General features: G+C 47.0%; 18 protein-coding genes. 7 read left to right on the forward strand and 11 right to left on the reverse strand.

Annotation, left to right across the window (positions count from 1 at the left end; translation table 11 throughout):
- Nucleotides 1–65: 65 nt before the first annotated feature.
- Nucleotides 66–1,355, reverse strand: coding sequence for a glycoside hydrolase family 125 protein (locus EI981_RS18640; RefSeq protein WP_127000697.1), 1,290 nt, complete (start codon nucleotides 1,353–1,355; stop codon nucleotides 66–68).
- Nucleotides 1,356–1,656: 301 nt separating this feature from the next.
- On the opposite strand from EI981_RS18640, the gene EI981_RS18645 reads away from it, so the two are divergent.
- Both EI981_RS18645 and EI981_RS18650 read left to right on the forward strand, forming a co-directional pair.
- Nucleotides 1,657–2,748: a GntR family transcriptional regulator gene (locus EI981_RS18645; RefSeq protein ID WP_127000699.1), complete on the forward strand. Its 1,092-nt coding sequence runs from the start codon at nucleotides 1,657–1,659 to the stop codon at nucleotides 2,746–2,748.
- Between the two features lie 36 nt (nucleotides 2,749–2,784).
- Nucleotides 2,785–4,974, forward strand: coding sequence for a GH92 family glycosyl hydrolase (locus EI981_RS18650; protein ID WP_127000701.1), 2,190 nt, complete (start codon nucleotides 2,785–2,787; stop codon nucleotides 4,972–4,974).
- A 389-nt stretch (nucleotides 4,975–5,363) separates the two neighbouring features.
- Here EI981_RS18650 and EI981_RS18655 read toward each other — a convergent pair whose 3' ends face one another.
- The 3 genes from EI981_RS18655 to EI981_RS18665 form a co-directional block, all read right to left on the reverse strand.
- On the reverse strand, nucleotides 5,364–6,233 hold the full coding sequence (locus EI981_RS18655; RefSeq protein WP_127000703.1) for an AraC family transcriptional regulator: 870 nt from the start codon (nucleotides 6,231–6,233) through the stop codon (nucleotides 5,364–5,366).
- A 159-nt stretch (nucleotides 6,234–6,392) separates the two neighbouring features.
- Entirely contained in the window at nucleotides 6,393–7,118 is a 726-nt protein-coding gene (locus EI981_RS18660; protein WP_127000705.1) for a ThuA domain-containing protein, read from the reverse strand.
- A 485-nt stretch (nucleotides 7,119–7,603) separates the two neighbouring features.
- Complete coding sequence (locus tag EI981_RS18665) at nucleotides 7,604–8,227, reverse strand: LysE/ArgO family amino acid transporter (RefSeq protein ID WP_127000707.1); 624 nt, start codon at nucleotides 8,225–8,227, stop codon at nucleotides 7,604–7,606.
- Between the two features lie 112 nt (nucleotides 8,228–8,339).
- Here EI981_RS18665 and EI981_RS18670 point away from each other — a divergent pair, with 112 nt between their 5' ends.
- Entirely contained in the window at nucleotides 8,340–9,779 is a 1,440-nt protein-coding gene (locus tag EI981_RS18670; RefSeq protein ID WP_127000709.1) for an aminotransferase-like domain-containing protein, read from the forward strand.
- 1 nt (nucleotide 9,780) lies between these two features.
- Here EI981_RS18670 and EI981_RS18675 read toward each other — a convergent pair whose 3' ends face one another.
- The 3 genes from EI981_RS18675 to EI981_RS18685 form a co-directional block, all read right to left on the reverse strand.
- A complete protein-coding gene (locus EI981_RS18675) occupies nucleotides 9,781–10,572 on the reverse strand; it encodes an alpha/beta fold hydrolase (RefSeq protein WP_127000711.1) in 792 nt (263 codons plus the stop codon).
- A gap of 62 nt (nucleotides 10,573–10,634) precedes the next feature.
- Nucleotides 10,635–10,988 carry a PH domain-containing protein gene (locus EI981_RS18680; RefSeq protein WP_162616212.1) on the reverse strand — a complete coding sequence of 118 codons (354 nt, stop codon included), beginning with the start codon at nucleotides 10,986–10,988 and terminating at the stop codon, nucleotides 10,635–10,637.
- A gap of 16 nt (nucleotides 10,989–11,004) precedes the next feature.
- Entirely contained in the window at nucleotides 11,005–11,547 is a 543-nt protein-coding gene (locus EI981_RS18685; protein WP_162616213.1) for a helix-turn-helix domain-containing protein, read from the reverse strand.
- Between the two features lie 224 nt (nucleotides 11,548–11,771).
- Between EI981_RS18685 and EI981_RS18690 the strand changes: the two genes are divergently transcribed.
- Nucleotides 11,772–12,503, forward strand: a complete 732-nt coding sequence (locus EI981_RS18690) for a class I SAM-dependent methyltransferase (RefSeq protein WP_127000717.1) — start codon at nucleotides 11,772–11,774, stop codon at nucleotides 12,501–12,503.
- Nucleotides 12,504–12,771: 268 nt separating this feature from the next.
- On the opposite strand, the gene EI981_RS18695 is transcribed toward EI981_RS18690, so the two are convergent.
- Together EI981_RS18695 and EI981_RS18700 are read right to left on the reverse strand one after the other, a co-directional pair.
- Complete coding sequence (locus tag EI981_RS18695) at nucleotides 12,772–13,344, reverse strand: HDIG domain-containing metalloprotein (RefSeq protein WP_162616214.1); 573 nt, start codon at nucleotides 13,342–13,344, stop codon at nucleotides 12,772–12,774.
- A gap of 43 nt (nucleotides 13,345–13,387) precedes the next feature.
- Entirely contained in the window at nucleotides 13,388–14,269 is an 882-nt protein-coding gene (locus EI981_RS18700) for a carbon-nitrogen hydrolase family protein (protein WP_418789077.1), read from the reverse strand.
- A 332-nt stretch (nucleotides 14,270–14,601) separates the two neighbouring features.
- Between EI981_RS18700 and csaA the strand changes: the two genes are divergently transcribed.
- Complete coding sequence (csaA, locus tag EI981_RS18705; RefSeq protein ID WP_127000723.1) at nucleotides 14,602–14,931, forward strand: chaperone CsaA; 330 nt, start codon at nucleotides 14,602–14,604, stop codon at nucleotides 14,929–14,931.
- Nucleotides 14,932–15,133: 202 nt separating this feature from the next.
- Nucleotides 15,134–16,570, forward strand: a complete 1,437-nt coding sequence (gene pdxR / locus EI981_RS18710; RefSeq protein WP_127000725.1) for a MocR-like pyridoxine biosynthesis transcription factor PdxR — start codon at nucleotides 15,134–15,136, stop codon at nucleotides 16,568–16,570.
- 71 nt (nucleotides 16,571–16,641) lie between these two features.
- Here pdxR and EI981_RS18715 read toward each other — a convergent pair whose 3' ends face one another.
- The gene (locus tag EI981_RS18715) at nucleotides 16,642–17,577 is read right to left on the reverse strand and encodes a COX15/CtaA family protein (RefSeq protein ID WP_162616215.1); all 936 of its coding nucleotides are present in this window, start codon (nucleotides 17,575–17,577) and stop codon (nucleotides 16,642–16,644) included.
- Nucleotides 17,578–17,663: 86 nt separating this feature from the next.
- The gene (locus EI981_RS29075; RefSeq protein WP_162616216.1) at nucleotides 17,664–17,813 is read right to left on the reverse strand and encodes a hypothetical protein; all 150 of its coding nucleotides are present in this window, start codon (nucleotides 17,811–17,813) and stop codon (nucleotides 17,664–17,666) included.
- Between the two features lie 58 nt (nucleotides 17,814–17,871).
- Between EI981_RS29075 and hisC the strand changes: the two genes are divergently transcribed.
- Nucleotides 17,872–19,002: a histidinol-phosphate transaminase gene (gene hisC / locus EI981_RS18720; protein ID WP_127004827.1), complete on the forward strand. Its 1,131-nt coding sequence runs from the start codon at nucleotides 17,872–17,874 to the stop codon at nucleotides 19,000–19,002.
- Nucleotides 19,003–19,046: the final 44 nt, after the last annotated feature.

The following is a 19,046-nucleotide window of genomic DNA, read 5'->3' on the forward strand; positions in this document are numbered from 1 at the left end:
CTACCTCTTAGTTTGATGAAGTTCATAAAGTCCGATTTTCAGCACCGAGACTTTTAAACACCCTCTTATTTGTTGATTCTGATGTCGAAATAATCCATGACTAGCTCACAAAACATCATATTCGCCCAAGAGAACCATTCTCTCGTATATTTCGTCGGATCATTCACATCAAAGCCTTCATGCATCAGCTTAGTGCCGGCATCACATTCCACCAGCAGATTGAGGATGCGTTCCTTCTCGGCCTTATCCTCAGTCGTCATTCCCTCCATCGCCAGCGCGATTGGCCATACATAATTCTCCGGCGTATGCGAGCTACCGATTCCCTTCGCATAGGTTCCTTCATAGAAGAACGGATTCTCGGTACTCAGCAATGTCTTACGGGTAGCAAGATACAACGGATCACTGCTGTCGCAGTAGCCCAAGTAAGGGGCAGACAACAGGTTCGGTACGTTCGAATCATCCATAATGCTGTAATTTCCTAGACCGTCAACTTCATAAGCGTATACCGTCTCACCGCCCGCATTGGATACCTTGGCATGCTTCTGCAAGCCTTGTTCAATATCCTCACGCAGCTTGGTGATCCGCCCGATCAAGGTGTCATCCTTCAGGATATCCTGGTAAATTTCCCGCAAATAATCAAGAATAACAACAGCGAACATGTTGGATGGAACGAGATAGCCGTAACGGCAAGCATCATCGCTCGGACGGAAGCCGGACCAGGTCATGCCGGTAGGTGCAACTGACGACCCTTTGCCGTCTCTGACAAGCGTATCCTCGAGGCGAGTTGTATCACGTACAAAGGAGTATGGAGAGCGGTTATGATCCTGCTCAGTCTCCCATACTTCCAAGACGTTCCGTACCGCTTGCTGGAATGTTTCATTGAACTGCGCTGTACGTCCAGTCGACTTCCACAACAGATAACTAAGCTGGAGCGGATAACAGAGCGAGTCGATCTCATACTTGCGCTCCCAGATCCATGGCGTCATTACCGTATGGTCAGTCTGATGCCCGGCATTATTTTCCTCTTCATTAAAAGCATTGGCATATGGGTCCATGTTGATATATTGCAATTGACGCTCGACTAGGCCAGCAATCATCTCTTCAAGATCGGCATCCTGCTTGGCGATGACCAGATAAGGTCTTACCTGGGCTGTCGAATCCCGCAGCCACATTGCCGGAATATCCCCGGTCAATAGGAAGGTCGTACCGTCTGGATGACGTTTAACTGTCGTTAACAGCGTATTGGCGAAGCAGGCGTTGAAGTTCTCAGCCCAACGTACATGCTCCTGGCCACATAGCTCTGTAATTTGATCCATAAAGCTTTTGACCGATGCTGGAATTTCATTGTATCCCAAAATGTTAGCCTCCTTAGTCTCTATCAAATCATCATTTCATATCCCTGATACGAGTAATTGATATATCAAGTTATCTTCAATGCCTATTTTATGATATACCATATCATTTGTCTAGCGTATACATCTCTTATTTTATAGCTGCTAAAAGTGGTTATACTACTATAGTATCGGCCTGTGTATTGCTGAAAAGCCTATTCTATCGTATATTCTACATAACAACTGCATTTTTGTACCGCTAACATATTCCTAATTGACATATCAAGCAAATAAATGATATACCAAATTTAGTGAGGAGAAAAATATGGAACAGATTCCACTATATCAACACATCGTCAACACATTAAAAGCGAGGATCGCATCTGGAGAACTTCAGCCGGGGGACCAGCTTCCTACCGAAGCAGAGCTCTCCAAAGAGTTCAAAGTGAGCCGGATTACGTCCAAACGGGCACTGACCGAGCTGGAAAATGCCAATTTGATCTACCGGGTACAGGGTAAAGGCAGCTTCGTCCATGCTGACCTACCTCCTCTCCGCCCTCTGCCCCGGATTGGCAAAGAAATTTTGTTCATTCTGCCATTCACCCATAACCCGGGACTCGGTGATTATGAGAAAGGGATTAATGAATATTTAGCGACGACCGATTATACGCTGAATATCCAATCCAACACAGTGATCGGGCAACGCAGACTGCTGGAGACGGCGCTCCATAACAACAATTCAGGTCTGATCATCTATCCTGTAAGCAGCAGCGAGGATCTCGGCATTTTGTACCAATATTATCAGTCGAAGTTTCCGCTGGTTACGATGGATAAGATCATCGACGGTATTTCGTTCCCCTACGTTGTCTCCGACAATTTTGATGGCGGATACCAAGCCTGCAAGCATCTGGTTGATAACAATCATAAAAGAATCGCCTTTCTCACCCCATCCAGAATCGAGAAGTCTTCGTCCATCCGGGAGCGCTACTTCGGTTATTTGCAAGCGCTCTACGACAACGGCCTCATCGATTGTAGCGTGAACGATCTGACAGAGCGTTATTTATCCCATGAGGGTGGTGACGGCAAGGAGTACTACAGGGCGTTCATTCAAGCGGTTACGGACAACGGGATTACGGGGATTGTAGCAGAGAATGATCTGATCGCAATCGAGATTATGCAAATTGCTAAGGATAACGGGCTATCGATACCAGATGATTTCTCGATTGTAGGCTTCGACAATATTCATCTATCCAGCTTCGTAGAACCTAAGCTCACGACGATTTCACAGGATTTTGCACAAATGGGCTATATGGCTGCAAAGAATCTGATCGGGATGCTCGAAGACCCGCAGCGGCCACAGGACAATGTGATCGTTCCGGTTCAACTGATCCAGCGTCAGACCGTGAAGCTGCTATAAACGCCTAAATCATTCAAAAATTGAAGGAGTGTCTATATGCTGCATTATATTGATACCAGACAAGGCACCAACAACAAGCACTCTTATTCGAATGGGAACACGCTTCCATATACATCAGTCCCGTTCGGCATGAATCACTTTGCCGTTCAGACTAATGATGAGGGAAGCTGGTTCTTTAACCCGCTGGACCGCGTCTTCCACGGCTTCCGGCTCACCCACCAACCAAGTCCATGGATGGGGGATTTCGCCCATTTTCTAATGACACCTATTGCAGATGATAAGATTAGAGGCACTGTCTTCACCTGCCAGAGCTCTTACCGGCCGGAAGAAGCGGTATTCAAACCGAACTATGTCAGAGTAAAGCAACAGCGCTACAATATTACGAGCGAACTCGTTCCGACTTGCTACGGGGCTGCACTGCGCATCCAGTATAATTCCCGCCATCAGGCCGGGCTTGTGTTGAACGTGAAGAACATCAGCGAATGGCATATTGATGCCGCTAACCGCAAACTCATCGGCTATGTCAGCAATTTTGCCGGCTGCCATGACGATCAATTCCGCATGTACGTAGCGATGAGCTTCAATAAAGAGATCGATCTAAGCACTTCCGGCTACTACGATGAAGAGGGCAAGCTCTATAGCGAAGCATCAGTCAGTGGTAAGGACCGTCATTTCGTTATCCGCTTCAAGAACTGTGAGACAGATTCCCTTCATATCAAGCTAGCGACTTCTTTTATTAGTGGTGAGCAAGCTAATCTTAACTTGGAGCGAGAACTGAATCTGTCTATCGACGAGTTGAAGGAGCAAAGCGCACAGGCCTGGAACCACTATTTGAGCAAAATCCAAGTATCGCACTCCAATGAAGAGTATCTGCGCACCTTCTACACTTGCATGTATCGCATGTTCTTGTTCCCGCAGAAATTTTACGAGCTTGATGCCAATATGGAACCGGTTCATTATGATACAACAGCAAGAGCGGTGAAGAAAGGTGTTCTGTATACGAATAACGGCTTCTGGGATACTTATAAAACCGTCTATCCACTCTACTCCATCATTGCTCCAGAGGAATATGAAGAGATGCTGGAAGGCTATCTGAACTCTTACCGGGAAGCTGGTTTCCTGCCGAAATGGTTGTCCCCGGATGAGCGCGGACTGATGCCGGGCACCTTGATCGACGCTGTTATCGCGGATGCCGCAGCCAAGGGAATCGGATTGAACATGATGCCTGAGCTATTGGAAGCGATGCTGAAGGCGGCGACAACCCAGAGCGAGCAGACCTGCTACGGTCGCCAAGGCACATTGGACTATATTAAATACGGCTATGTTCCAAGCAACTATCATGAGAGCGTTAACCATACGCTGGACTATGCTTATAGTGATTATTGCATCAGCCGTGTCGCCGAAATGCTGGGTAAGTCAGATATCGCTGACAAATACCGCGAGAGCGCGCTGAATTACCGTAATATCTTTGATTCCGAGATCGGCTTCATGCGGGCAAAAGATCAGAACGGACAATTCCGTCCAGACTTCAACGATACGAGCTGGGGACGAGACTATGCCGAAGGAAGCGCCTGGCAGAACGGCTTCGCTGTATTCCAGGATTTCCAAGGGCTGATAGATGCCTATGGTTCGAAGGATCGCTTCTTCGATAAGATCACAGAACTATGTAATAAAGCACCGGATTTTGATGTACTAGGCTACGGCTTCGAAATTCATGAGATGAGTGAAATGGCAGCTATCGATTTTGGGCAAGTGGCCATCTCCAATCAGCCAAGCTTCCACATTCCGTATCTGTTCAACTATGTTGGACAGCCAGCCTCGTCACAGGTCGTGATCAAACAGATCGTTACGAATCTGTTCAACAGCGGCTTTAATGGATATCCTGGAGACGAGGATAACGGCAGTATGGCCGGCTGGTATGTATTCAGCTCCATGGGCTTCTACCCAGTATCCCCTGGCAGCAACGAGTACGTGCTTGGCATTCCGTTATTCGATCAGGTAACGATTGAGCTGCCTAACGGCAAGCAGATGCAAATCCATACGGATAACAATAATCCGCAGTCCAACTTCGTGTCCAGCGTCAAGCTGGCTGGACAGGATTACACCAAGCTATTTATTACCCACGAAGATATTATGGAAGGCAAGCCACTCGACTTCCGTCTCGGCTTAGCTCCAACTTACCGCGACTACAAGCCAGAAGAGCTTCCTTTCTCGATCTCAAAATAACGACAAACAGGGACAAGCTGAAGAAAATCAGCCTGTCCCTGTTTTATTAAGTCATTCAGCAATCACGAATCTCTCAAAGAAGCTTCCCTGCACCAATCCCCAAATCTAACGAAACTGGCGATCGCTATTTGAGCCAAATAACGCCTTTTGATTTTCTAACGAAACGTGGTATCGTTATTTGCTTCATATCATGCAGATTGGCCCCTTTTTTGCTCAAATAACAATATGGTGTTTCGTTACATTTCCAGCATCCTCATTCTTACCTAAATAAAGTGTCCCCGTTTCGTTAGCGGTCAGCGAAAGTATTGGCCACGCGTGTGTCTTCAATTGTAGCTTCACATGACGATGGTAACCACAGTGCTACAAGAAATGTGACCTTTTTCTAGCGTTTACTCTTTCCCCGCCAACGTCTTCCTATATTTTAACGGTGAAAGGCCAGTCGCCTCTTTGAATAGGTGATGGAAAGTCTTCACACTGCCGAAGCCCGAAGCTTCAGCGACATCAGCCATTGAGCCTTCCTCGGTTAGCAGCAGCCATTTCGCCTTATTCAAGCGGTATTCATTTAGAAACGTAATGAAATTCTTCCCAGTATTCTTCTTAAACAGCCTGCTGAAATAGAAAGGATCAAAGCCCATATATTCAGCCACTTCCTTCAGCGTCACTGATTCCTGATAATGCTCCTCAACATAGGAGAAGACTCGCTCCAGCTGCTCCAGTGTCTCACGAGACTGGATATTTCCGTTGCTGGCGTACTCGGCCATTTCATTACGAGGAATGTCTCTGAAAATCATCGGCAGCATCTCAAATAACCGTGCCTTCACCATATACATGTAGCCTTCCCGGCGTGAAACATTCTCCTCGTGCATGTCCTCCACCAGGGCACGCATACGCTTCATCACATGCTCAGGCCATTTCCAGCTCGAATGCTCCATTTTCATAAAGGAATCACTAATTGATTTCTTCCGCTCTACATCGGTAGACGAATCATAGAACAAGCTCAGATCAAATTGAATGACGATCCGCTCACCCTCCGGAGCAGCCAGGAAATAATGGACGTCCCCGCCGACAATGAACTGAATCTGTCCGGCATGCATTCGAATCGGAACATCGTTAATTCCCAGCTCCAGGCTGCCCTTCGTCACATATATAATTTCTATTTCTTTGTGCCAATGCGGATAGCATAACCCTGCACCAGAATTAACAAAGCTCTTAAAAGAAAAATCCTTATTCAGCTCTGGTAGTTCCAAATAAATACTCACAATCATCCCTCATAGTCTTCGGTTGTCTTATACTCACTGACTATATTAGACAATCTGATATAGGTTGTAAACCTGTGCAAAAAGGACGGGCCCCCCGTTATTCTCACGAGACCCGTCCTTCATTTTCTTCTATTATAGAGGCTTGGTACTACTCTCTCACTAATTCTTCTTGCTGATCTGCTCTAACGCTTCGGAATGACCGTAGACCGGATAATCACGTTTCACAGGTTCGCACCAACGAACTCCGTTAATGATAACCTTCTGAATATCTGGATGGTAATACGTCGGATGTGTCTCATGACCTGGCTGGAAGTAGAAAATCTTCCCGTTGCCGCGGCGATAAGTCGAACCGCTCGGGAATACATTACCGCCTTCAAACCAGCCGACAAAGATCAGCTCATCTGGCGCCGGCACATCGAAATGAGTACCATACATTTCTTCCTGTTCCAGCTCGATATATTCCCCAATGCCTTCCGCAATTGGATGGCTTGGATCCATAACCCACAGACGCTCACGCTCATTCGCTTCGCGCCATTTCAAGTCGCAGCTCGTGCCCATCAGCTTTATGAAGATTTTCGACATATGCGCGGAGTGCAGTACGACAAGTCCCATTCCACGAAGGACATGGCGATGTACCCGTTCTACGATTTCATTGCTTACTTCTTGATGGGCGACATGTCCCCACCAGATCAATACGTCGGTATCGTTAAGCACTTCCTCAGTTAGGCCATGCTCTGGCTCATCCAGTGTTGCCGTCTTCACATCCATGCCTGCTTCCTTCAAGAAGCTGGCCAGTTGTCCGTGAATTCCTTCCGGGTATACCTCGCGGACCTTAGCGTCCGTCTGCTCATGACGATATTCATTCCATACCGTTACTCTAGTCATATTCGTAATCCTCCTGCCATTCAGCCCAGAATATCTCTTCTATATGTCTATAGAGGTTGTTCAAAAAGTCCGCTTTTGATAAGAAAACCGATCGAAGTCATTCAAGGTTGAGCGACCGCGACTCAAAGGTAGGTTTTCTTGCGATATAGAATTTCATCAGCTGTGCTGATAACTTATAAATTCTATATCTAACACGATGTAAATCAGGAAGCAACTCGGCATCGAATCTTGAATTCACCCGGGCCCTCCGGTACTCACGTACCCACTACGTACGCTCCGCTCCTCGGACCCTAGCTTCATCCAACCTTCTCGGTGCTGAAAATCGGCCTTTTTGAACTTTATATGTCTATCATACAAAACGCCCAGGCTGTTTTCTTCCTACGGTTTGTTCTATTATTCCTGAATTTTGTCTTCCAGATTTTTGCTGCTCTAGCGGGTCATTCTGACCTCAGAATCACTAGTATAATATGATCACCACAGCACGCTTAGTATGGATTCCAACCCATGATATCAAGCAGTAACCAGACTGCTGTTAACCATACGAAAATGGCTGAGCATTTATTAATCATAACGAGCATTCTTCCTGTTCCATCCAACTGCTTCAATATGCGCCCGGCAACAGTCAAGGCGAGGAACCAGCACCATGATACCAAGATACAAGCAGCAGTGAACCATATCTTGTCAGCCGCTGTATAACGAAGCGCACTCGTTCCAATCACGCCGACAGTGTCAAGAATGGCATGGGGATTTAATAGTGAGACCGAGAGTGCGAAGACGATCTGTTCTTTTATAGACAGTCCGATGCGATTTTGACTGTATCCTGTCCCTGGCTTCGCTCTCCACATGGAATAACCCATATAACTAAGAAATAGAGCCCCACCACACATCATAAGAGTCCGAAGCCATTCGATCTCACCAACCATAACCGATAGACCAAGCACAGCAAGTAGAATAAGTAAGGTATCGCTAACCGCCGCAGTGATCGCCGCTGGCAGTGCTCTGCGGAACTCCGGCTGCTCTGCACCCTGAGTAAATACGAAGATGTTCTGAACGCCAAGCGGCAAAATAAGACCGAAGGCGAGCACCATTCCATGTATGAAAGCCTGCAATATTAATTTCCTCCACCCTTTTTCTATCTATTATAAATATGGTATACATAATAGGAACAACCAATTGGATGGCAAGAGAACCAACCAATCTGAAGAATGGAGTTGCAAGCCTATGGAATGGAAGCCAAACCGACACTCTCATCTGACCATACACCAACAGATCGTAAATTGGATCAAGCAACGCATTCAAAGCGGAGAATGGCCGATCCATACGAAGCTCCCTACACAGAGAAAACTGGCTGAAGCTATGGGAGTTAACCGCAGCACCATCGTTAATGCGATCGAAGAGCTGGTGGCCGACGGGATACTATCTACGAGAGTCGGCGATGGAACCTATGTATCGAACAATAGCTGGAATGTTCTGATCAAGGACATTCATCCGGATTGGGAGAAGCACATCTCCTCCAGCATTTATGAACCGAATTTCCAGACGATCCAGCTTATTAATGAATATGAGCAGCGAGAGAATATCATCCGGTTAGGAACAGGCGAGCTATCCCCAGACCTGTTGCCAACGGCTGTACTACAGCGCTCGTTGCAGAACGTCCCGCTTACCGCCCGGGATATTGGTTACTCTGAACCGAAGGGAAGCAGACAGCTTCGTCATGCTCTCAGCCGATATGCCACCAAAAGAGGGATTCACGCTACACCGGATAGTATCATGATCGTATCGGGTGCGTTGCAGGCTCTACAGTTGATTTCGCTAGGCTTGCTGGAGCCGGGCTCGACCGTGTTTCAGGAAGCCCCTTCTTATTTGAATTCGGTCCGTCCTTTCCAGTCTGCCGGAATGAGAATCGTCTCCCTGGACAAGGAGAATCGGGATAATAGACTGCCGGATCAAATCATATCAATGAAAGGTAAAAAGCAGTCCCTATTCTATACTGTTCCGACATTGCATAATCCAACTGGTTCAATCATGAGCCTGGATGAGCGCCGGGAGCTGCTGCAAATATGCGCTTATCAGCAAATTCCCATCATCGAAGATGATGTGTATCACGGGCTGGCGTTCGGTAAAACTCCGCCTTCACTCAAATCTCTGGATTCTGACGGTCAAGTACTCTATATTGGCAGCATGTCCAAGACATTAAGCCCCGGCCTTCGTATCGGCTGGGTTATCGGCCCAGAGCCGGTCATCGACAGACTGGCGGATATTAAGATGCAAACGGATTACGGGTCAAGCGCATTCTCTCAGCAAATCGCTAGGCATTGGCTTGAATCGGGGCTTTATGAGGAACATATCGACCAGCTTCGGGAACAACTTAAGCGAAGAGCCGATTTCGTCGAGGAAATTTTACAGCTTCGTTATAACAGCATAGCGACTTGGAATAAGCCGGCAGGCGGATTTTACATCTGGCTTCGTCTCCACGAACCGCTCGTGAATAAAGCCCTGTTTCTCAAGCTCCTGAAGCAAAATGTGCTTATCAATCCAGGGTATATATACGACGCCAAAGATTTCTACCATATCCGACTCTCTTACGCATACGCTAGCTTCGAACAGCTGGAGACAGGTCTGAACATTTTATATGAGGCCATTGCGGAAGGAACTTCATAATTCAACGAATCACTATACATTCTTTTGGCAGAGCTCCTTCTTGAATCCAACTCTCAACCATTTGATTAAAGAAGTCTGGCATGGCCATAGGAACACCGTGTCCCATTTCAGGGATGATAACACCGGTGCAATTGGAGTTAGCTTCAACAAGATCTTTTGCAGATTTTTTCATAATCGCTTTTTCTTTTGCACCAACCGTAACTAGGATCTTTCCATGCGCTTCTCTAAAACTCTGAGGTATTCCAAACGACATGTTCTCCTCTAGTACGCTTACCAGAGTGGCAAGCTTCATTTGACAGCTCTCTTCATAGTATTTCTGAAATTGCTCTTCAGTTATATACAATGTCTTAGCTTGCAACCTAGCGAAGCGCTTATTTCTGATTAACGGATATGAACATTTAATCGTAGGTTTAATGAGTTTGCGGCCAAGGGGACTTGGTCTGACCAGAGCGCTATTTATGATAGCAGCATCGACCAAATCCGGTTTCAAGCTTAATATTTGAATAATAACTTGAGCACCTAGAGAAAACCCAATCAGGATAACCTTACGTCCCGCGGGCTTTCCCGCTACTTTTTCCTCGATAAGCTCAATGAATCTTTCCGCACTGTCACGCATAGAGAATAGAATGTCACCATGGCTCGCCCCATGTCCGGGCAAATCTGGAACGATACAATGGTAGTGGGAGAAGTATGGGATCTGGTTATCCCACATCCAGCCACTCACTCCTCCACCATGCAAAAAAAGCAGCAGGGAAGCATTCTGATCACCAAATTCTTTATAATGCATCTTCAGACGCCTCCCCTACTTAATTTGGATTTTGAAGCGCTATTAAGTCCGGCCTATGCTAATGTCTATTAAAGTGAGAAGCAGCGTGCCCTAATATCGTTCGCCAGCTGTTCAGGAGCCTCGCTCTCCAATACGATTTTATCGAATTCAGCACCTTCGAGGTTGAGAATAACGACTTTATGAGCATCGTGATAGGATAGGAAGTATTTCTCCCCATGGATAACAAAACTTCCGGCCTTATAACTCATTGTCGTAATCCCTGCTCTTTTTACCGCAGTCCAAGGGAACTCGAAACTACCCGGTTGTACATCCACGATCGAAGTATAAGGGATCTTAATCTCTTTTTTCAAAATGGCTGCCACTTCTAAGCCTGAAATGTTTACGATTAATTCACGATCACCTAAGACAACTTGCATACTCATCATTATCTCCTCCTCTTTACTGTTGCTCAGATTTTTGCGGAATGAACATGCCGGCAAAGAGACGTGTCTTCCGTTCAGGCGAAGGCTTGTTATCCAGTACTTTCTCGAGGCTTTGGTTAATGGATTGAACCAACTCTATAAATTCTTCGTCGCTCACATGAATCGGTGTAGACCAGTATCCGAACCCTTCTTCTTTGTACTTCTCGGGTGGCGTATTCGCCAGATATGTGGTTGCCAACTGCAGCAAATTACCATGAAATACGGAAAAATAACGGATGTGATCTTCAATTGGAGTCGATTCAATTTCAGCTTCAGGAATCTTCAGGTTGTCTTCTCTTACAGAAAACAATCGCTCCTCCGTCCCTTTAACTTTTTGCGTGTCAGCAACCTCGATGAACTCCGCCTTGAGTAGAAGATTAACATGCCGGTATAAGGTGGCCTGAGGAACATCGCCAAGCACGTCGGTCAGTTGGGCAATCGTTAACGGTTTACCTAGCAGCAATTGTTGTACAATGCGCATACGCACGGGATGAAGTAGGAAATCGGCCTTTTTAGTCATTAAAATGCCCCTCATCAATCATTATCATTTTATATAATGATAATGACATTATTTTCCGCAATCGTAAATAGATCGGTTTTAGTTCATCAGCAGTTTATGTAATAATGGTCATAACCTATGTACATTGGGGTGAGAGAAATGGTCAGACGGAGATAGATAGCCTCCTGAAATGGATCTGTTTATGGTTTTAGGAGGCTATCTTAATTTATAGGAGATGTATGTATATGAGACAAAATAAATACGATGACGTAAATTTCTTTTCTACCTATGGGAAAATGCTCCGCTCTGTAAAAGGACTTGAAGGGGCGGGTGAATGGCATATATTTAAAGAAATGTTGCCTGAACTGCAAAATAAAACGGTTCTTGACTTAGGTTGCGGTTTCGGCTGGCATTGCCGTTATGCCCGTGAACAACAAGCAAGCTCTGTAATCGGAGTAGATATATCTGCGAAAATGCTGCAAAAAGCCCGTGAAATGACGGATGACTCTGCGATTTCTTATATGAATATGCCCATCGAAGATATCAACTTCTCCGCTTCGCAATTTGATGTTGTCATTAGCTCTTTGGCTTTTCACTACATTCAGTCCTTTGAAGCGCTCTGCAGCAAAGTTTATGCTTGTCTCAAACCGGGAGGTTCTTTTGTGTTTTCTGTGGAACATCCCATCTTCACTTCTCAGGATGAGCAGGATTGGTATTACGATGACCAGGGAAATCTTCTTCATTGGCCGGTGGATCGCTACCAATTCGAGGGTCAGCGGAATACCACATTTCTTAATGAAAATGTTATCAAATATCATCGAACGATTTCGACCTATATGAATGACTTGATTCATGCCGGATTTACATTACGGGAGGTCCAGGAGCCTGTTCCTTCTGAAGAAATGTTAAGGAGTATTCCCGATATGAAGGATGAACTCCGGAGGCCGATGTTCCTTATTATTTCGGCTGATAAATAAGCCGCGTTACGCACAAAGGGAAGCCCGAATCAGGGCTTCCCTTTTTAATTTTAGATCTCGTTTCTAACGAAACAGGGTATCGCTATTTGCTCCAAAAAGGACTGCTATGAATTTTAACGAAACTGGGGATCGTTATTTCGCCACTTTCATGGCTTTTTGATCGAATTGATCACAAATAGCGTTATGGTGTTTCGTTAGGTTTTATATATCGCTGTTTTTGCGGAAATAACGATATGGAGTTTCGTTAGCGCTCAGATCTAAGTGATCACTACAGCTTGCTGCCTACACTACTCAAGAAAAACTTCAACGTGTCCTCTCTTTGCGGCAAGAGGGCTTTCACCTTCTGCTCAGAATGCGCCAGCAAATCAGAGAGCTGCAGCTCCAGCAATGGAAGCACTAGCTCTATACCTATTTTGCTGGTAATATCGTCTATGCTCTCCTGACCTGGGAACAATTCAGTATCATGGTATTTGACTAGCATACCAACCTCCCGCCGAATCGTATCGTCGAAACCTAGGCGCTGCAGGATGAAATCTCCCAGAATAACGCTGATCTCTTCATGCCCCTTGAAGCTGTCCACTCCATCCCGTGTAACCTTGGTATATGGCTTGCCAATATCATGGAACAATGCCGCTAGCTTCAGAGCAAGATCCTTCCTCACCCCATCTACAACCTCGTAAGTATGAAGAAGTACGGGCAGACGATGCGCCGGCATATGCTGCTCACAATCTTTGCAGACGATGAGTTCTGGAATGATCGACAGCAATTCCTCCTCCGCCGAGGCGATGTTCTCATTCGTCAGCAGAATGGTCTCTAACCGTTCTCTTAAGCTATTTTCCAATCTCTCCAACCCCTTTTTCATGCTATAAAAAATCTATAGTTGTCTATTGTTTTCTTTGTACAATGTCCTGCTTCGTCTCATTCACGATCAACTGAAAAACATCTGGACGGCTATAATGCCCAACCGGATCAAAATCAAACCGGCTCCGTACGATCTCGGAGAGATCCAGTGTCGCCACGATAATGCCCTCCTGGTTATAAAGCGGCTCCGCAATGTATTCCCCTAATGGCCCCACAATCGCGCTTCCCCCTTTACTGAGCACCTCGGGATCCTGCTCGATATCTGGATAATAGGCCAGGTCCGCGGGATAGGACTCCTTGGTTGCAAACTGATTGCAGGAGAGGACAAAACAGCGGCCTTCGCAGGCAATATGGCGAATCGTCGACTGCCATGAATCCCGTGCATCCGCCGTCGGGGCTACATAGATATCAATCCCCTGCGCGTACATCGCTGTCCGGGCCAACGGCATATAATTCTCCCAGCAGATTAGCCCTCCTACTCTGCCAAAGGGAGTGTCGATCACGGTCAACGTGCTGCCGTCACCTTGCCCCCATAATAGCCGCTCGGAACCGGTTGGAACCAGCTTGCGGTGCTTGCCCAGCAGTTCCCCGTCAGGCCCGATATAGATCATCGTATTGAATAAAGTGCCTGTACTGAACTCCTGATCGCGCTCCACAACACCGATGACAAGATGAACCCCCAATTCCTTAGCCAAATCGCCGATCTGCTTCGTCTCATCACCTGGAACATCGATGGCGCTAGACCAATAACGTTCCCAATCCTTTCGCCCATCGGGTGTACGGCTTCCAACACGTGCTCCGAAGCTCAGACCGCGCGGGTATCCCGGCAGGAACACTTCAGGGAAGACGATGAGCTCCGCTCCCTGTTCAGCTGCTTCCTTCGTCATCGTAGATATCTTGTCCATGGCCGACTGCTTATCGAACAAGATCGGTGCGGCTTGAATAACTGCTACTTTCACATGCCGATTTCTCACTTTATCATCCCTCTCTATGATCCATTCCGACAATACATGGACGTATCTTATCGAACCCTGAACCTTATCATAAAAGAGAGTGGACTAAAATAAACCATCCAATGGAGCATAAATTGTAACCATCCACTTTTATGTTTGTGCAGCCATCCATTCCTTTATAAATTGAATGTACTTATTTATTTGGCCTATTTGATCAAAATGTTATAGTTATACTAATCTATTCTCTATTAAGGATAAAACTGTTTACCAGAAGGAGATTACTTATGGCAACCATTGAAGACTTTTTAAAACTTGATATCCGAATCGGTACAATTGTGGAAGCAGAGCACTTCCCGGAAGCGCGTCAACCAGCCATTAAAATGAAAATTGATTTTGGAGAGTTTGGCATCAAAAGTTCAAGCGCCCAGATTACGAGGAGATATGCACCTGAATCAATCATAGGTCGCCAAATCGTAGCTGTCATCAACTTCCCTCCAAGGAGGATTGCCGGATATAAATCGGAAGTACTTGTTATAGGCGGTGTTCCGGAGAGTGGCGATGTGATTCTGCTCAAACCTGATCACAATGTTCCAAATGGAACACCTGTTTCATAAGAATAATTTCATCCCTTATTGCGATCCTTTTTATGGCATTCGCATGATATACCAACCAATTTATCACTTCAGAACCCATCCATGTTCAAAGAATCGCAAAACAATTGTCAAGGTTGTGATAAAAACAGACCCTGCAATTCCAAAGATCAGTGGTATGATAAAAGTCACAATAAGCCAAGATTCAAACTGAAGGTGATAACGCATGTGGAAACCAGACCGTCAGAGCAAAAAACCGCTCTATGAACAAATTGCCGATCATCTGGAGAAGAGAATCGCCTATAGCGAGTTCCCTCCAGGCAGCCTGCTCCCGTCCGAACGGAAACTGGCCGAGCAGCTCGGTGTGAATCGCAGCACTGTGATCCTCGCGTTCGCCGAACTGAGATCGATGGGGATTATTGAGAGCCGCACGGGCAGCGGAACACGGGTAAGCCGGACTAAATGGGGCGCCACACCTAAACATACGCCGAATTGGAACCGATATGCTGAGGGCGGAAGCTTCCTGCCCAATTTGCCTTTTCTACGCAAAATACGGGATGCGCTGAGTCAAGACCCTTCCCTGATCGACTTTGCGAGCGGTGAATTAGCGGCGGATTTAGCCCCGCTTGATGAAATTGCAGCCCTGATGCGTGAGCATCATTACACCTCATATCTGGGCTATGATAACCCGCAGGGATATATACCGCTTAGACAATCCCTGGTCGATTATTTGCAAAAGTACCGGGGAATTCAGACCACAGAATCGTCGATCATGATTACCTCGGGTTCTCAACAATCGCTATATCTGATCACGCAATGCCTCCTGTCCCCCGGGGACGCAGTAGCGATTGAGGATCCATCCTACTGCTACTCGCTTCCAATGTTCCAATCGGCAGGACTCCGTCTGTTCCGGCTACCTATCGATCAGTATGGCGTCCACCCTGAAGACATAAGGGAGTTATACAAGAAGCATCGGATCAAAATGGTGTTCCTGAATCCCAACTTTCAAAATCCGACGGGTGCGGTCATCAGCAGTGAACGTCGCGAGCAATTGTTCTCTGTCGCCAGTGAACTTGGGCTTCCGATCGTAGAGGATGACCCGTTCAGCCTAACGGCATTTGAAGGAACCGCTCCTGCGCCGCTCAAATCGATGGATTCGAACGGCAACATTCTGTACATCGGCTCTTTCTCCAAAATTGCCGCCTCCGGCCTAAGGATCGGCTGGATGGTAGCTCCGAATTCGATCGTGCAGAGATTGGCCGATGCCAGACAGCAGATGGACTTCGGCTTGAGTGTCATCCCGCAGCAGGTTGCCGCTCAATTTATAAAATCGGACTATTTCCAGCCCCATCTGGATCGTCTGCAAATCCAGCTCCAATTCAAGCGGGACTTGCTCATCGAGTCCCTGCGGAGGGAGCTGGGCGACCAGATCTCATTCGTCACTCCGCAAGGCGGCCTGCATTTATGGTGCATGCTTACCCCCAAGGTACCCGACGGCAAACTGCTGGATGAAGCGATCCGAAGGGGCGTCGCCTTCGTGCCCGGCAGTGTCTACGGTTCGGATTCCGGCTTCGTCCGCTTCACATATGCCAGAGCGAAGACCGAGGAGATCGAGAGCGGCATCGCTAAATTCGCCGAGGCGCTGCACAGCTTGACAGACTAAACAGTAGCAATTACCGCAGCTTTGCATAAACAACCGCCAGACTCATGGATGGATTGAGCTTGGCGGTTGTTTTATTTCGAGCAATGGTACTTATAAGACAGGATTGCCTGGTCCGATAGAATACAGAACAATATAGTAGCCAATACATTGTGAAGAAGACTCGCGAACAGAATTAAATCCGGGTTGCCTGCAACTACTCCAAGAAGGGCGCCACTGCCGATTTGAGCGATGACCAGAATTAGAGCCCAAAGTGTGACTGGCCGAAGCCCAGCCCTTGCAGCTTGTTCCTTCCATCTAGCGCAGCGGGCAAGAGTGTAGAATCCAATGATAAGCAGGAGCAAGATCAGAGCAGCAGCCCGATGCGCGAATACGATTCCCGCAGGACCGGATAAATCCGGGATCAGTTGACCGTTACAGAGCAGCCAGCCCTTGCAGCCTCCTCCGGCCTGCTTATGTCGTATATAAGCTCCAAGATACACTACACCGATACAGAAAAGCCAGATTCCCCATGCCATTAAATAACCAATCGTAGGGAGTTGCCGTGAGAAGCTCTGCCTCGCTGTTCTCTTCATCCGATAGCTCCATAAGACAAGCAGCATACTGCAGGCTACCGCTAACAATGATATTCCAAAATGAAGCGCCATAACGGCCGGTTGCTGCGGCCATATAACGGCAGCTGCTCCCATCAAGGCTTGAATGATCGTGAACAGCAGTGTGCCACCAGCATACAGTAATGCTTCAGGATGCCTTAGATAACGCCATGTATAAATAAATGTTATGATCACGAGCAAACCTACAACTCCCGTTACCATACGATGCGAATATTCAATCATCGACTCCAGCGTATAAGCTGGTATAAATTTGCCATTGCACAGTGGCCAATCACTTCCACAGCCTCGTCCGGAACCCGTCTTCGTAACTAATGCCCCTGCAAGCAGCACAAGGAACATGCCGATGAACGTCCCCCATGCCAGCAGGTGGAATGTTCGCCATTTTCGTAAATCCATGCTTGCCACTTCTATCACTTCTTTCGCAGTTTTCGAACAGGCCCTGTGAAGCTATCTTCCACAGCGTACCCTTGGTCAAACCGATCTTAGCGAATCGAAGCAAGTCCGTAACCCTCCAATCGTCGCCTTTCTATACCATCCAATCTATTCATGCCGTTGGAATTATTGATTGTCCTGGATAATGACAAGCGGATCGGCAATCTATCAATCAAATGGATGTTTACTTGTTCACTCAAGAGTAATACATTATAATCGCAAGAACTGGATAAATCTTCATTAGGAGGAGAGCATATGATGGACGACCATAAAGAAGTCAAAGCCCGCAATACTGTACGAAATATTAAGCCTTATACGCCAGGCAAGCCGATTTGGGAGCTGCAACAAGAGCACGGGTTATCCAAAATAATTAAACTTGCCTCGAACGAAAATTCGCTGGGTCCTTCCCCCAAGGCGCTTGAAGCCATCGCTGCCGCACTGCCTGACATACACCGCTACCCTGATACGAGAGCGTCCAGGCTTCGACATGCGCTTGCTTCCGAGCTGGACTTGGCCCCGGAGCAATTCATTCTGACGAATGGCGGAGATGAATTGATAACGCTGGTGTCGGAAGCCTACCTGGAACCAGAGGATGAGATTATCGTACTCTCTCCATCTTTTAGCGAATACGAATTCGGAGCCCATCTGATGGCAGCCCGAATTGTCCCCGTTCCTCTAAACGAGCAATATGAAATTGACATCCACGCGATTCTCGCAGCAGTCACAGAACGAACCAAATTGCTATGTATCTGTTCTCCTAATAACCCTACCGGCACCTACTTGCCTGGACCGCTTCTCCAGCAGCTTCTTGAAGCCTTGCCCAGGCGAGTTCTCGTCCTGTTCGACGCCGCCTACAATCACTATGTGACAGCCAGCGATTACAGCAGCGGCCTAGAATATGTCCGCGCCGGGTATCCAATTGTCGTCCTGCAAACTTTCTCGAAAATATACGGTTTAGCCGGTCTGCGAGTCGGCTTTGGCGCAGCCAGAGAGGATATCGTTCAGCAGATTCTGAAGGTGAAGGAGCCGTTCAATGTCAATGCATTAGCGCAGATAGCCGCGATCGCGGCGCTTGACGATGATGAGCATCTCCTCCGTTCTCAGGAGTTAACGGTTCAGGGCCGTGAGCAGCTATACCATGCTCTAGACGAACTCCAGCTAACGTATACGAGGAGCATGAGCAACTTCGTGCTGGTAGAGCTGGGAGCGAATGCGAAGGCAATTTATGAACAATTGCTGAGCAGAGGAATTATTGTCAGGTATGCCGGAGCCTGGCAGCTTCCGCAACATGTCCGCGTCTCGATCGGTACGCAAGAGGAGAATCAAGCGTTGCTTAACGAATTAACCAGCATTTTACGTCAATACGATTCTGTGACGTCCTTGTCCTAGTCTTCTTTTCACGTATTCACTGTAACTAAAATAAGCCCTCGTAC

The organism is Paenibacillus lutimineralis (genome assembly GCF_003991425.1).
Taxonomy (GTDB): Bacteria; Bacillota; Bacilli; order Paenibacillales; family Paenibacillaceae; genus Fontibacillus; species Fontibacillus lutimineralis.